The sequence below is a fragment of the Sphingomonas sp. VDB2 genome (assembly GCF_047946695.1).
Classification (GTDB): domain Bacteria; phylum Pseudomonadota; class Alphaproteobacteria; order Sphingomonadales; family Sphingomonadaceae; genus Sphingobium; species Sphingobium bisphenolicum.
This window is the reverse complement of the sequence record NZ_CP159615.1, coordinates 3030803-3045075: the sequence shown is the minus strand read 5'-3', so window position 1 is coordinate 3045075 and position 14273 is coordinate 3030803. Positions and strand designations below refer to the sequence as shown.

General features: G+C 66.0%; 11 protein-coding genes. 8 read left to right on the top strand and 3 right to left on the bottom strand.

The features are described from left to right. The first annotated feature begins 5 nt into the window (after positions 1-5). The 3 genes from ABT375_RS15105 to ABT375_RS15095 are packed head-to-tail and all read left to right on the top strand — an operon-like array spanning position 6 to position 2455. On the top strand, positions 6-977 hold the full coding sequence (locus ABT375_RS15105) for a 2-hydroxyacid dehydrogenase (protein ID WP_416463150.1): 972 nt from the start codon (positions 6-8) through the stop codon (positions 975-977). After that, positions 977-1900 carry a kinase gene (locus tag ABT375_RS15100; protein WP_416463149.1) on the top strand — a complete coding sequence of 308 codons (924 nt, stop codon included), beginning with the start codon at positions 977-979 and terminating at the stop codon, positions 1898-1900. Before ABT375_RS15105 ends, ABT375_RS15100 begins: the two co-directional genes overlap by 1 nt. 15 nt (positions 1901-1915) lie before the next feature. Continuing rightward, on the top strand, positions 1916-2455 hold the full coding sequence (locus tag ABT375_RS15095) for a DUF3237 domain-containing protein (RefSeq protein WP_416463147.1): 540 nt from the start codon (positions 1916-1918) through the stop codon (positions 2453-2455). Between the two features lie 245 nt (positions 2456-2700). Here the strand turns inward: ABT375_RS15095 and ABT375_RS15090 are convergent, their stop codons facing one another. From ABT375_RS15090 to ABT375_RS15080, 3 genes are all read right to left on the bottom strand, one after another. After that, positions 2701-4011 carry a M20/M25/M40 family metallo-hydrolase gene (locus ABT375_RS15090; RefSeq protein WP_416463145.1) on the bottom strand — a complete coding sequence of 437 codons (1311 nt, stop codon included), beginning with the start codon at positions 4009-4011 and terminating at the stop codon, positions 2701-2703. Positions 4012-4071: 60 nt separating this feature from the next. Then, positions 4072-6777 carry a TonB-dependent receptor domain-containing protein gene (locus ABT375_RS15085; RefSeq protein WP_416463144.1) on the bottom strand — a complete coding sequence of 902 codons (2706 nt, stop codon included), beginning with the start codon at positions 6775-6777 and terminating at the stop codon, positions 4072-4074. A gap of 72 nt (positions 6778-6849) precedes the next feature. Next, positions 6850-8496, bottom strand: coding sequence for a serine hydrolase domain-containing protein (locus tag ABT375_RS15080; RefSeq protein WP_416463142.1), 1647 nt, complete (start codon positions 8494-8496; stop codon positions 6850-6852). Between the two features lie 262 nt (positions 8497-8758). Between ABT375_RS15080 and ABT375_RS15075 the strand changes: the two genes are divergently transcribed. From ABT375_RS15075 to ABT375_RS15055, 5 genes are all read left to right on the top strand, one after another. Continuing rightward, positions 8759-9424 carry a response regulator gene (locus ABT375_RS15075; RefSeq protein WP_416463140.1) on the top strand — a complete coding sequence of 222 codons (666 nt, stop codon included), beginning with the start codon at positions 8759-8761 and terminating at the stop codon, positions 9422-9424. A 14-nt stretch (positions 9425-9438) separates the two neighbouring features. Further along, positions 9439-10935 (top strand): sensor histidine kinase, encoded by a 1497-nt coding sequence (locus tag ABT375_RS15070; RefSeq protein ID WP_416463139.1) that lies wholly within the window; start codon positions 9439-9441, stop codon positions 10933-10935. Between the two features lie 99 nt (positions 10936-11034). Further along, complete coding sequence (locus ABT375_RS15065; RefSeq protein WP_416463138.1) at positions 11035-12456, top strand: CapA family protein; 1422 nt, start codon at positions 11035-11037, stop codon at positions 12454-12456. A gap of 152 nt (positions 12457-12608) precedes the next feature. Then, positions 12609-12935 (top strand): hypothetical protein, encoded by a 327-nt coding sequence (locus ABT375_RS15060; RefSeq protein WP_224547984.1) that lies wholly within the window; start codon positions 12609-12611, stop codon positions 12933-12935. A gap of 71 nt (positions 12936-13006) precedes the next feature. Further along, positions 13007-14272: a TolC family protein gene (locus ABT375_RS15055; protein ID WP_416463136.1), complete on the top strand. Its 1266-nt coding sequence runs from the start codon at positions 13007-13009 to the stop codon at positions 14270-14272. Position 14273: the final 1 nt, after the last annotated feature.

Sequence of the window (14273 nt, the reverse complement as noted above, 5' to 3'; positions counted from 1 at the left end):
TCACGATGCCCGACAAGCCCCGGATATTGGTGACGCGCAAATGGCCCGACCGGGTCCAGGCGCTGATCGCGGAACGATATGACGCGACATTCAACGATGACGACATTGCGCTGACGAGTGCGCAATTGGCGGCCGCGATGCGCGACTTTGATGCGCTCTGCCCCACCATCACCGACCGGCTGGATGCCGGCATATTGGGGGTTGCGGGGCGCCGGGTGCAGATCATCGCCAATTACGGCGCCGGCGTCGATCATATCGATCTTCCCGCGGTGCGGACGGCGGGACTTATCGCGACCAATACGCCCGGCGTGCTGACGGACGCGACTGCGGACATCGCCATCACCCTGATGCTGATGACGGCGCGCCGCGCAGGCGAAGGCGAACGGGAATTGCGGGCCGGGCAATGGACCGGCTGGCGGCCGACCCATCTGCTCGGCACCAGTTTGCGCGGCAAGACGCTGGGGCTGGTGGGCTTTGGCCGGATCGCGCAGGCGATGGCGGAGCGCGCGCGTTTCGGCTTTGGCATGAACATCGTCTATTTCTCGCGACGACCCGGCGCACAGGACGATGAGCGGCGCCTGGACGCCCGCTACGTCCCGGCGCTGACCGACATGGTCGCGCACAGCGACGTCGTATCGCTGCATATTCCGGGCGGCGCGGAAACCCGCAACATCATCGATGCGGGCATATTCGCGCACATGGCGCCTCATGCCATATTGATCAACACCGCGCGTGGCGACGTCGTCGACGAAAGCGCGTTGATCGACGCGCTGGAAACCGGGCGGATCGGTGGCGCGGGTCTGGATGTCTTCGCCGGCGAACCCCATGTCTCGCAACGGCTGCGCGATGCGCCGAACACGGTTCTCCTCCCCCACCTGGGCAGCGCGACGCGGGAGACGCGGGAGGCGATGGGCCTGCGCGCCCTTGCCAACCTCGACGACTGGAGGGAGGGGCGGGTGCCCCGAGATAGTCTGTAATGGGGACGGCCATCGACGATCTTATCGCGGCCGAGCGGTTGCCCCCATCCTATGCCGCGATTGTCGATCGCTGGTGGCGGCCCCTCGCAAGACAAATCGCGCAATGGCATGGGTCGGCCGGACGCACCCTGGTCATCGGCATGAACGGGGCGCAGGGCAGCGGGAAATCCACGGTCTGCCGCTTCCTTCAGGCGTCGTTGCTGCCCGAATATGGGCTGTCGGCTACGGTCGTCGCGCTCGATGATCTTTACCTGCCGTTGCAGGCGCGGGAGCAGATGGCGCAGGACATCCATCCCCTCTTCCGGACGCGCGGGGTGCCGGGGACGCACGATGTCGATGCCGGGATATCGCTGCTGGAGGATATGGCGGCCGGGCGGGAGGTCCTGATCCCCCGTTTCAGCAAGGCGCTGGACGATCGATTGCCGCGGACCGGCTGGACGCGTCATTCCGGCAAGGTCGATATCCTGCTGTTCGAAGGCTGGTGCGTGGGCGCGCGACCGGAGGATGCCACAAGCCTGATCCAGCCGCTCAACGCGCTGGAGGCGCAGGACGACCCCGACGGCATCTGGCGGCACCACGTCAACCATGCCCTTGAAACATCCTATGCCCAATGGTTTTCCCTTATCGATCATCTGGTGATGTTGCAGCCGCCCTCGTTCGACCATGTCCTGAACAACCGGCTGGTTCAGGAACATAAGCTTCGCGCGATCGCGCCGGATGCGCCGGGGATCATGGACGACGCTGCCGTGGCCCGCTTCGTCAGCCATTATGAGCGCCTGACCCGGCACATGTTCGCCGACCTTCCGGCGCGCGCAGATATGGTATTCCCCCTCGATGCGCAGCAGAATGTGATGTCCTGCCAGCGCCTTGCCCACACATGCTTCCCCTGCGTGCAGCCGCAATGTTGCACCGGGATCGTCTGAAAAGGAGCGATGACTATGTCGCCTGAAGATATCGCCCCCATGGACGCCGTGCGGCCGGGCCTGGAATTCCTCTATGCCGCGCATGCGAAACTGGCCGATCCGATACAGATCGGACAGACGCCCGATGGTATGCGGCGGATCATACCGATCCTCTCCGGCAGGGTCGAGGGGTCACGCATCCGCGGCCATATCCTTGGCGGCGGCAGCGACTGGCAGCTCCTGCGTGCGGACGGCGTCACGGTCGCGGACGCGACCTATGCGATCCAAACGGACGACGGCGCGATCATCCAGATCCGCAACAAGGGTCTGCGGCATGGGCCTGCCGATGTCATGGCGCGGCTGGCGAGCGGAGAGCCTGTCGATCCGACGAGCTATTATTTTCGCACCATTCCGGAATTCATCGCGCCCGACGGCCCTTATGAATGGCTCAACAGCAGCATCTTCCTCTGCTCGGGGGCACGCTATCTCGAACTCGATCCAGCTATGGGTCTGGCGCGTCACCTGATCGGCGGAGGCAATAGCTGTCGGCACGGCATTCCCGCCATGCGCCAGTGATAAGGGGGCAGGCCCGCATCTACGGACGCCGGATCGAGAACAGCGGACGCACGGAGCGTCCGAAAAGCGCAAGCCGGTCATGCAGCTGCTCTCGCCCCCGCCTGGATCGACGCAAGCGCGTCGGTGCCGCCATCTGGATCGCCTAGAGCGGGCTGCGTTTGATCGGACGCAAGTCGCACGCTCTAGTTTTATGTTTTCGCATCGTTTTTAGCGAAAAACCGGTTCCCACTTCTCCGCACGATGCTCTAGCCCAAGCCCGCCGCGGCAAGGATGGCCAGCAAGTCCATCCGCTTCACCTTCAAGGATTCGCGCGGGCTGATATCGATCCATTCGTCCAGGGAATGGCCGCGCCCGCCCGTCGCCGCCCGCGAAATAGTGATGGCGGGGATGCCCAGGTTCATAGGCACGTTCGCGTCGGTTGAACTGAAACTCAGCCGTGCCGCAACGCCCTCGGTCGCATAGGCCGCGGCGGTTTGCCGAACCAGCGCCGTGTCGGCACCGGTCATGCCCGCCGGGCGATCGCCGATCAGCACCTTGTCCACGCTGACGGCGCCGTCCCTGGTCGATCGCGCCTTGTTCTCCAACGCCACCGCGGCGTCGACCTGCGCCAGCACGGCCCGCTCCAGCTTGGCCAGCTCTGCCGCGCTTTCGGACCGCATGTCCAGTTGCAGCCACGCCTCGCTCGGGATCGCATTGACCGAGGATCCGCCGCCGACGACGCTGGCGCTGTAGGTTGTCTTGGGCGATGCGGGAACGGCGATGCCGTAGATATTGACGATCGCCTGGCTCATGGCCGCCAGCGGATTGACCAGCCCGAAAGCGCCGAAGCTGTGGCCGCCCGGCCCCTTGAAGGTCAGCCGATAGCGTTTGGAGCCGACGCCACCATTGGTCAGCCCGTCGACCGACCCGTCGTCGATCGAAAAGAAAGCGGCGATGCGATCCTTATATTTCCCCTCGCGGAACAGATGCTTGATCCCGCGCAGGTCGCCCAGCCCTTCCTCGCCGACATCGCCCACGAACAAAATGTCCATCGGGGTCGCGATCTTGCCGGCTGCCAGCGCCTTGATCAGGCTGAGCTGTGTGGCGAGGCCGGCCACGTCGTCGCCCACACCCGGCGCGTGCAGCATGTTGCCCTCACGCCGGACGGTGACGTCGGTGCCCTCCGGGAAGACGGTGTCCAGATGGGCGGACACGACGACCAGCTTGCCGCCCGGCTTGCCGGTGCCGCGCCGCAGGCCCAGCACATTGCCGACCTCGTCAATCTCCACATCGGCCAGACCGGCGGCCCTGAACCGTTCGGCATAGGCCTTGGCGCGGGCGCCCTCCTTGAACGGGGGCGCAGGAATCTGGGTGAGCGCGACGATCGTGTCGACCCACTGGTCATGTTCGCTTTCCAGCGCGGCGAGCGCGGCCTTCACCGCCGGACGCGCCTTGATCGTCGCCAATATCCGCGCGTCGGCGGGGGAATGCAGTGGGGCGCTGGACTGCGCCAAACCGCCCACGGACAGCGACAGGGCCGCGCCCGCCAGCATCGCCTTCATCGCCAACCGCTTCATTATATTCCCCTTAGTCGTTTCTGACGGCGCCGACCCGGCGCCGCCATCGTCCCGCCTGGATCAGAGACGAACCTTCGCCCCGATCGTCATATAGCGACCGATCGTGTCATAGTGAATCGCGCCGTAGGTGGTCAGCGGCGGATCGCGATCGAACAGATTGTTGACGTTGGCGAACAGGGTGAACTTGTCGATATTCACCTGGCCGCCCAGGTCGACATAGACGCGCGCCGCGATGTCGTTGTTGGCGATGTCCAGCGCATGGTTGAACTTGCCGCCGCCGACATAACGGACGCGGGCGTCGATCGACACATCCTGGTTGGTGTAGTTGAGCGATCCGGTGGCGCGCCAGTGCGGCGTGCCGAAGCTGACATTATCGCCCACGTCGCCGGCGCGATCGACCGTGGTCGTGCCGTCGTTGATCAGCACCTTGTCGACATAAGTCGCAAGGCCGCGGATGCGCATCGTGCCGTTCATGCCGCTGCTGACCTTGCTGAGCGGCAGGGTGTAGGTCGCCTCGACATCCACGCCGCTGGTCTTGTACTGGGCCAGGTTGATATAGGTGGTGTAGATGGTCGTGGGCGCACCCGCGCCGTCGCGGACGATCTGGCTGCACAGGTCGCTATTGCCGCTGGCGCAACCGCTGACCACGTCCTGCGCGCCCAGCGACGTGATCGCGTCCTTCAACTTGATGTCATAATAATCGACCGACAAGTTGAAGCCGGGCAGGAAGGTCGGGGTGAACACCGCTCCCAGCGTCAGCGTGCTACCGATTTCCGGCTTCAGGTTCGCGTTGCCGCCGCCATAGCGCGTGATCGAATAAGTGCTGCCATTTTCCGCGACCGTGGTGAAGCTGGTCGTGCTGGTGGTGAACAATTCGGCCAAGCTGCCCGAGCGGATGTCGCGCGAGCGCGATGCGCGGATCAGCAGCGTGTCGAAGATGCGGTCGGTCAGGCCCAGCTTCCACGACCAGATGCCGCCGCTGGTGCTATAGTGGCTGTACCGGGCGGCGCCGTTGATATCCAGCTTGCTGAACGGCTGGTCGAGCAGCGGGACCGCCACTTCGCCGAAGGCTTCCTGCACGTTGAAGCCGCCGTCGAGCGGCGAGAAGTTGAAACGGCTGAAGCCCTTGGCGGCCGAAACGGCGTCGAGGTTGTTGGTGACCTGCTCCTCCCAGCGCGCTTCTGCGCCAAAGGCGACCGAAACCGGGCCGGCCCAGGTCGAGAAGGGATCGCCACGCAGGCTGGCGCCGGTGGTGTCTAGCTTGGTCGTGTAGACGACGCGGGCGACATCGCCGAACACATAGTCGATCGCGGCCTGGCTGGCGGTGCCGGTGCCCAGGATGTTGAGCGGCGAGCAGCCCGAATTGGCGTTGGTCAGGGTGACCCGACAGACGATATTGCCGTTCGCATCCGTCACCGCATCGAGCGCGTTGGTCAGCTTCGATCCGTTGATCTGGTTGTCATAGCTCTGCATGTTACGGTTTTCGCCATGGCTGTAATAAGCCGAATAGCGCCACTGGCCGTCCGCGAAGCTGCCGTCGACGCCGATCGCGCCTTCGATATTCTGGCGATAATAGCCGAAGGTGCGGTAGCCATAATCCTCGAACACGCGGCCGACCTTGACGGTGGTTTCTTTGGCGGCGGCCAACTGGCTCTGGATGGCCTGCGACAGATAGGGGTTGGTCGCCGACAGCGTGTAGGTGCCGCTTTCCGCATAGAAGGGATATTTGGCCCAGATGCGGCTATAGCTGCCGTCCGCCCAGAAAGTGGCGTCGCCCACTTCGAAGCTGGCGCGGGCATAGCTGTTGACGCGCTGATAGGGGTTGGTCAGCGCATATTCGTCGTTGGTGGCGACGCCTTCGCCGCCCACCATGGTCGTGCCGCTGATCTGGCTGCCATATTGGAAGGCGCGCAGCGTGCCGTCCGTGTTGAAGGTCTGGCCCTTGAGCGAACCCGCGTTGATGAGGCCGCCCAGGCTGGTGTTGGACGCATTGACGTCGCGCACCAGAATATAGTCATGGTCGCCCGTGGTCGGCGAGAAGAGGTTGGAACTGCCGACATTCTTGCGCGAATTGCGGTCGAGGATGCCGTCATCCTTCTGATATTCGCCGCCGATCATGAAGTGGCCGCGACCGTCGGCGAACTTGGTGCCGAAGGTGGCGTCCAAACTGTAGCGATAGCCGTCGCCGCGCGACGAGATGCCGTTCTGCGCACCCAGGGTCAGGCCTTCCAGATCGTCGTCCAGGATGATGTTCACGACGCCGCCGATGGCGCCCGAACCCCAGGCCGCGCTCGCGCCGCCGGTGACGACTTCGACCCGCTTCACCAGGCCCTGCGGCACGGTGTTAAGGTCGGACGATCCGGTGAACCGGCGGTTGTTGAGCAGGGTCAGCGTGCGCGTGACGCCCAGGCCGCGAAGGTCCATCGCCGACGAGGAAGAGTTGGTGTTGGCGACGGTGCTGGCCGGCGACTGGGTCGCGCGGAACTGTGGCAGATCGTTCAGAACCTGCGCGATGCTGGGGCGGGCGCCCTGGCGCAGTTCGGTTTCGCCGATGACGGTGGTCGGCGTGGGCGCTTCGAAGCCCTTGCGGTCGATGCGCGATCCGGTGACGACGATCGCCGGAGCCGCTTCTTCGGCAGCTTCATCGACGGCAGGCGCGCTGTTCTGCGCCATGGCCATAGGCACGGAAGCGAGCGACAGGACCAGCGAGGCGCTGGCGGTGCCGGCCATCAGCAGTCGGCGAAATCCGTGTTCAACGATAGGCATGTGATAGTCCCCTTATGCTCTTGCTTTGGTGGTGGCCGCGACCCGAGCGGCTCTTTTGCGATGTTTGTGAAATCAGTCGGCGACGCGGCGGAAGGCGACGTCGTAGGCGCGGCCTTCCCCGAAGCGCAGCGTGGTGACGGCGCCGGTTGCGTCGCGTTCGAACTTGACGGTGATGCGCGAGGATTGCGGCATCGCCTCGCCGGTGAAGACGTCGGCATAGGCGGGCGCGAGCGGCTGGTTGAACCAGCGCGGACCGCTGTAGATCAGCATATCGCCATCCTGCCGGAAGCTGAGGCAGGCGAAGCTGTCGATGCCGCAGAAACGACCGACATAGGGCTTGGGATCGAAGGCGGTGACGGCGTCCATCTTGCGATAGGGGATGTTCTCCCCCTCCCGATTTTCCCGCACCAGTCCGGTCTTGCTGAAGGCAAAGACATCCTCGCGCTGCGCCCAGCGGCCGGGGCCGACCGGGGTCAGCAGCTTGCCGTCGGCGCGCAGCCGGCCCTGCTCGTCGGCATCGAAGCGGACGGGAAATCCGGTCATGCCGTCGGCATAGACGCCCGAAGGCACGGCGCCCTTGGGCGTATAGGGCTTGGCTTTGTAGGGCGGCAGGAAGATGTCGGCGACATCGCGGCCCAGCGTCGGCGTGTCGGCATCGCCCGTATTGCACAGCAGCGACACGGCCAGCTTCTGCCTGGGATAGCGGGCCATCCAGGCGCGATAGCCGCCGGTCGAACCGCTATGGCTGACTTCCTGCACGCCATGATGGTCCAGGTTCACCAGCGCCAGCGCATAGGCGATCGGCGTGCCGTCGTTCAGCTTGGTCGGCGTCTGCATCTGCGCGGTGAAACCGGCGCCGAAGCGATCGGCGTCGAGCGCCGCCTGCCACTTCACCAGGTCGCCCACCGTCGTCAGCAGGCCGCCATTGCCGTAGGCGTCCTCGATCACCTGGTCGTTGCGATAGGCGCCATCCTCAAATTCATAGGCGCCGGTCCGCCCGACGACGACATCGGCATGGTCGTCGCGCCATCGCGTATGGGTCATGCCCAGTGGCTTGAAGATGCGATCCTGGGTGAAATCCGCTAGCGACTGGCCGCTGACCCGCGCGACGATGATCGCGAGCAGATTATAATTGCTATTGCTGTAGAGATAATGGCTGCCCGGCGCGAAATTCAGTTCCTTCTGCCGCGCGACGATCGCCAGCATGTCCTGATTGTCGGCGGTGCGGCTGTTGCGCGGCCAGCCTTCGATCGCGGCGACCGATCCCCAGTCGCGCAGACCGCTGACATGGTGCAGCAGGTGGCGGATCGTCACCGGCGCGCCGTAATCGGGCATTTCGGGTACGAACTTGCGGATATCGTCGTCCAGCGACAGCTTGCCTTCGCGCGCCAGCATCAGCGTCGCGGCGGCTGTGAACTGCTTGGAGTCGGAGCCGGCCTCGAAAATGCTGTCGACGCCGTTCGGCACGCCCAGCTCCAGGCTGGCCATGCCATAGGCGCGGATCGCGATCGGCTGACCGTCGCGCGATACGGCGACCGCACAGCCTGGCGCAGCGGGCTTGGCCCAGCGCGCGAACAGCGCATCTATCCGCGCAAGGCTGGCCGGGTCAGCCTGAGCGGGCAAAGGCGCGGGCAGGGGTGCTGGCGCCGCGGCGGCGGCCGTGCCGGCAAAGCAGAAGGACAGGAACGCCCCCGCAAGCGAAGGCAGCTTGATCGTCATGTCGGATTCCCCATGCGCCCGCCTTGCGTGGGCGGGGGCTCATCTTGTCGTTCCGCAACCGATGGCGCGGGTCGCATCAGCCTCTAGCCGGAGTCGCTGTCATGAACCTGACACATGCGGGAAAAGCGCCGATCACACGCAATCAATGGCAAGCGATCGACTCCCGCCCTTCCCTTTTGCGTCGGGATGCGCCATGCGTCGCGCAATCCTGTTGCCTTTGAGCCGATTGCCTTCGAGAGGGTGCCGCGTGCCGGAGTAAGCTATGCGGTTGTTGCTGGTGGAAGATGACGAACGATTGGCGCGCGGCATGGTCGCGTCACTCGAAGCAGCTGGTTTCGCCGTCGATATATTGACCAGCGGCGAGGATGCGTTGCGCCTGGTCGGCCAGGAACCCTATTGCGCGATCGTCCTCGACTTGGGCCTGCCCGACATGGACGGGCTGGACGTGCTGAGCCGTTTGCGTGCGCGCGGCGCGACGACGCCGGTGCTGATCCTGACCGCGCGCGACATGGTCGACGATCGGATCAACGGGCTGGACCGGGGCGCCGACGACTATATGGCCAAGCCGTTCGACCCGCGAGAACTGGAATCGCGCATCCGCGCGCTGGTCCGGCGCAGCCAGGGCACGCCCGATCCGGTGCTGCGCATCGGCGCGCTGGCCTTCGACCGGTCGAGCCGGACCGTCTATCTGGACGACCATGTGCTGGACCTGCGTCGCCGCGAACTGGCGGTGCTGGAAACGCTGATGGGTCGCCCCGGCAAGGTGGTGGCCAAGGAAAGGCTGTCGGCCGAAATCTTCAACTTCGACGACGCCGTCACGCCCAATGCGCTGGAAGTCTATGTCGGCCGCCTGCGCCGGAAGCTGCAACCCTCCGGTCCGGCCATTCGCACGATTCGCGGCCTTGGCTATATGATCGAAGCCGCCTGACGGCCCGATTCCCGATGCGCCAGTCTCCCCATTCGCTGCGCCTGCGCCTGACCGGCGCGGTGCTCATGCCGCTGGCAGCGCTGGTGCTGCTCTTCTGCATCATCACCGCGCTGGTCACCCATGATACGGAGGCGACCACGGTCGATCGCGTGCTGATCGGGTCGGTGCGGACCTTGAGCCTGGCCTATAACAGCCCGGCCGCCGATCGGGAGCGGCTGGTGCCGCTGGTGATCCATCTGCTGCGGCGACGGGCGCGCCCGGTGGTGCTCTACAGCGTCTATCGGGGAAAAACGCTCGTGGCCGGCGACCCTGCGCTGCGGCCGCCGGTCGATTATCGCGAAACATGGGACGGCGTCATCGATCGACACCGGCCCGCGACATTCGTCAACGCCTATCGCGAAACGCCGATGGTGCGCGGCTATCTGGACCCGGCCGACGCGCAGCAGGTCACGCAGGCCGCCTATCTGCGCAGCGGCGCGCTCCACGGCAAGCCCGCCAGGATCGCGACCGAAATCCGGCGCGTGGATGGCGCCAAGGCCTTGGTCGTCATCCAGGTCGCCGACTATATGGACGATCGCGCCGCTTATGAACGCACCTTCCTGCAACAGGTGGTGCTGGCGGGGCTGGCGGCGTTGGCGATTACCGGCCTGCTCTTCTGGTGGGCGATCGAATGGGGCCTGCGGCCGATGTCGGACCTGACGCGGCAGGTGGATCGGGCGCGCCGCGACGCGTCGCCCACCTTTCGCCTGGAAACGCCCGAAACCGGACCGATCGAAATGCAGCCCTTCGTCGCCGCCTTCAATGGCCTGATGGCGCGGCTGGAGCGCGCGACGGAATCCTTGCGCCAATTCACCTCCAACGCATCGCACCAGATGCGCACGCCGCTGGCCGTCGCCCGCGTGCAGCTCGACGTGCTCGACCGCTACGGCCCCACTTCCCCGCAAGGAAAGGCGGCGCTGCAGGACATTCCGCACGCCATCGATTCGCTGGAACAACTGCTGCGCCAGTTGATCGCGCTTGCCCGCAGCGAAGATCAGGCCGGCACGCAATTGCAGCCCTTCGATCTGGCGGAGGTCGCCGCAACGGTGACGGGTGAACGCGCGGCGCAGGCGCCCGCCGATATCGACATCGGCTATGAAAAGGACGCCCCCGGCAGGCTCATGGCCATGGGCCAGTCCACGCTCGCGGCCGAACTGATCGGCAACCTGCTCGACAACGCCATCCGCTACAACCGGCCAGGCGGCACGGTGTCCGTCCATGTCGGCCGCCGCGATGACGCCGTGACCGTCGCGATCGACGATGACGGCCCCGGCATCTCGGCGGCCGATCGCGACAAGGTCTGGGATCGCTTCTACCGCGTCCCGCGCCATAATGCGCCGGCCGGTACGGGCCTGGGCCTGCCGATCGCGCGCGCCATTGCGGAACGGATGGGCGCCACCATCACGCTGGAGGACGGCCGAACGGGCCGGGGCCTGTGCGCCATCGTCAGCTTCCAATCCGTACCCGACTGACGCCCGGACGACGCCCGCCGCCGCCCGTGTGACAGGTTCATGTCAGCGCCAGCCGCTATCCCCGCGCCAAAGCCGATCCCGGCCCAAGGGGAATATCCGATGCTGTCCACGATCTTTCGCCGCAAGGCGCTGCGCACCCTGACGCTGGCCAGCGCCGCGATGATGATGACCGCGGCCTTCCCCCTCCATGCCGAGGAAGAGGAAAGCGGCGGCACGCTGCAACCCACCACCGTTCCCAGCACGCCGATCGCCGGCGACTTCAGCTTCGCCGCGATCGGCAACCTCATCTACCTCCGCCCGATGCTGGCGACGTTGGAAAGGCAGGCGCCCGACATGCTGCGCATCCTGCGCGGCGCGGACGTGACCTTCGGCAATTTCGAGACGACCGCGCTCGACCTCAAGACCTTCAGGGGGTCGCCGCAGGCCGAGTCCGGTGGCACCTGGATGCTGGCAGACCCGGCCGTGCCCGGCGACGTCGCCAAGATGGGCGTCGACATTGTCGGCCACGCCAACAACCACGCCACCGACTGGGGCGTGGAGGGGATGCTCGACACGCTCGACCTGCTGGACCAGGCCCATCTCGTCCATGCCGGGACCGGCCGCTCGATGACCGCCGCCCGCGCGCCATCCTATTATGACGGACCGCATGGCCGCGTCGGCCTCATTTCGGCGACGACCAGCTTCACCCCCATGACCCCCGCCGCCGATCCGCTGGGCCAGGTGCCCGGCCGCCCCGGCGCCAACACCATCCGCAGCACGGAAATCGGCCTGGTGTCGGACGCGGACCTTGCGACCATCGCGCGGCTGGCGGGAACGAAGCCGGGCGCGGCGGTCAAGATGAAGGGGCGGGAGTTTCGCGCCACCGCCCATCCCGCCACCCCCATGACGATCGAATATGATCTCAACGCAAAGGATGTGAAGGCCAATCTGCTCGCCGTGCGCCAGGCCAGGCAGAATGGCAATTTCACCGTCTTCTCGCTCCACAATCATGAGCCGGGCAACGCCTTCCAGACCCCGGCGAATTTCGCGCAGGGCCTGGCGCATCAGGTGATCGACGCGGGCGCCGACGTCTATGTCGGCCATGGCCCGCACCAGTTGCGCGGGATCGAAATCTACAAGGGCAAGCCGATCTTCTATTCGCTCGGCAATTTTGCGATGATGAACAACAGCCTCGATGACGTACCGGCCGACATGTACGACCAGTTCGGCGTCGAACCCGGCAGCGTCACCACGCCCGAACTGCTTGCAGCCCGCAACGCCAAGGAATTTTCCGATCCCAAGCTCTATGAAACGGTGATCGCGGTCAGCCAGTATCGCGATGGCCGGTTGAGCCGGATCAACCTCTATCCGGTGGATCTGGGCGTGAGCGCGACCGGCGCCGGTCGCGGCGTACCCCACATGGCGGACAGCGCGACCGGCGCGCGCATCCTCGAAAGGCTGCAACGGCTGTCGCAGCCTTTCGGCACCCGGATCACGATCGAGCGCGGCGTGGGCGTGATCGCGATAGCCGCTCCGCAATGATGCCGTAAGGCGCGAATGTATCGCGCCGGCCCGGCTGCGCTGGTCGCGTGGCCGCCGCCTGCCCGTCACGCCCCGCCCCGGAGCCATGCCGATCGGGCCTCTACGGCGATTTGACCATGACGGATCGGGGAAAGTCCGTTATTGCGCACGCCATGGTTCGTCGGGGTTTCCTTCTTTTGTGGATGATCGTCGCATCGCTCATGGCGGCGTCGGTGGTCCATGCCAATGAAACCATCTCCGCCTCCGCCATCGAATGCTCCGGTTACGTCCATGACGACGGCGATTCCAATCCGTCGCCGGGCGACGCCGACAAGGCGGTCCCGCATCATCATGGCGGATGCCATAGTGCCGCGTCGCTGCTGCCCCGGACGATCGCGCCCATTTTCTTCGATATCCAGGCGGCGCCCAAGACTGCCGCCACCTCCAGGGCCTTTGGCCGCTGGGCACCCGGCCCCGATCTGCGTCCCCCCATCGCCTGATTGACGATCAAATCGCTGTGCCCGCCTCCGGCGGATGTACGGCTTGATGCGTATCAATCGGGATTTCCTATATGCACAGGATCATCGCGGCCGTTCTGGCCGCCACCTCTTGCGTCGCCGTTGCGCAGGCGCAGGATAATATTGCGACGGGGCAGCCCGTCGGCCCAGCCCTCACCCTCGACCAGGCCGTCGCCATCGCCGGCGGCAGCGCCCCGGCCGCCGACGCGGCGCAGGCCGGCATGGACGCCGCGCAAGCGGCACGCACCGTCGCCGGCCTGCGCCCGAACCCGGAACTGCAGTCGCAGGTCGAAAATGTGGTCGGGTCGGGCCCCTATGGCGGCGTCCGTCAGGCCGAAACGACCGTGGGCCTTAACATTCCCATCGAACTGGGCGGCAAGCGGTCCGCCAGGATGGCGGTCGCGGACGCCCAGTCTCATCGCGCAGTCCTCGTGGCGGCTATCACGCAAGCCGACATCCGGCTTCAGGTCACGGCTCTCTATATCGACGCCATCGCCGCGGAACGCCGGATGGCGACGGCGCGCGACCAGCTTCGGATCGCCCATGACGCCCTGAACGCCGCCCGCATCCGCGTACAGGCAGGCCGCGCCTCCCCGCTCGAGGAACAGAGGGCCGACGTCGCCAAGCTCAACGCCGAGGCCGAGGTGCAAAAGACGCAGCGCCTGGCCAATGCCATCCGCGCCAATCTGGAGCGCCGCATCGGGCAGCCGGTTGCGGGCGCGCTGGACGGGGCGGCGCTCGATCATCTGCCACCCGCATCCTTCGGGCCGACGATGGCGACCGGCGCCGGCACCCTGGCGCTGGCGGCGGCCGATGCGGATCTTGCCATGGCCGATGCCGGCGTGCGGCTCGCCCGGTCGCAACGCATACCCGATGTCACGATCGGCCCGGCGGTCCGGCGCCTCTCCGCCACCAACGACACCGCTGCCGTCCTGTCCCTCTCCATCCCGATACCGCTGTTCAACGCGGGTCAGGCGGCCGTCGCGCAGGCCAGCGCGCAGCGCATCCAGGCGGAAGCGCAACGGCGCATGACCGCGCTCGATGTCGAACAGGCGATCACGGATGCGCTGGCCGAAGCCGACAATGCAGCGACCGCCGCGCGCAATGCCAACGGTCCGGCCCTCGCCGCCGCACAGGAGGCAGCCCGCATCGCGCGCATCGGCTATCGCGAGGGGAAATTCGGCCAGATCGACCTTCTCGACGCCGAACGGACCCTTGCGCAGACCCGTCTCGCCGCGATCGACGCGCTCGCATCCTACCAGAACGCCAGGGCCCGGTTGGAGCGATTGATCGCTCCCGCGCCCGTACAGGGAAACTGAT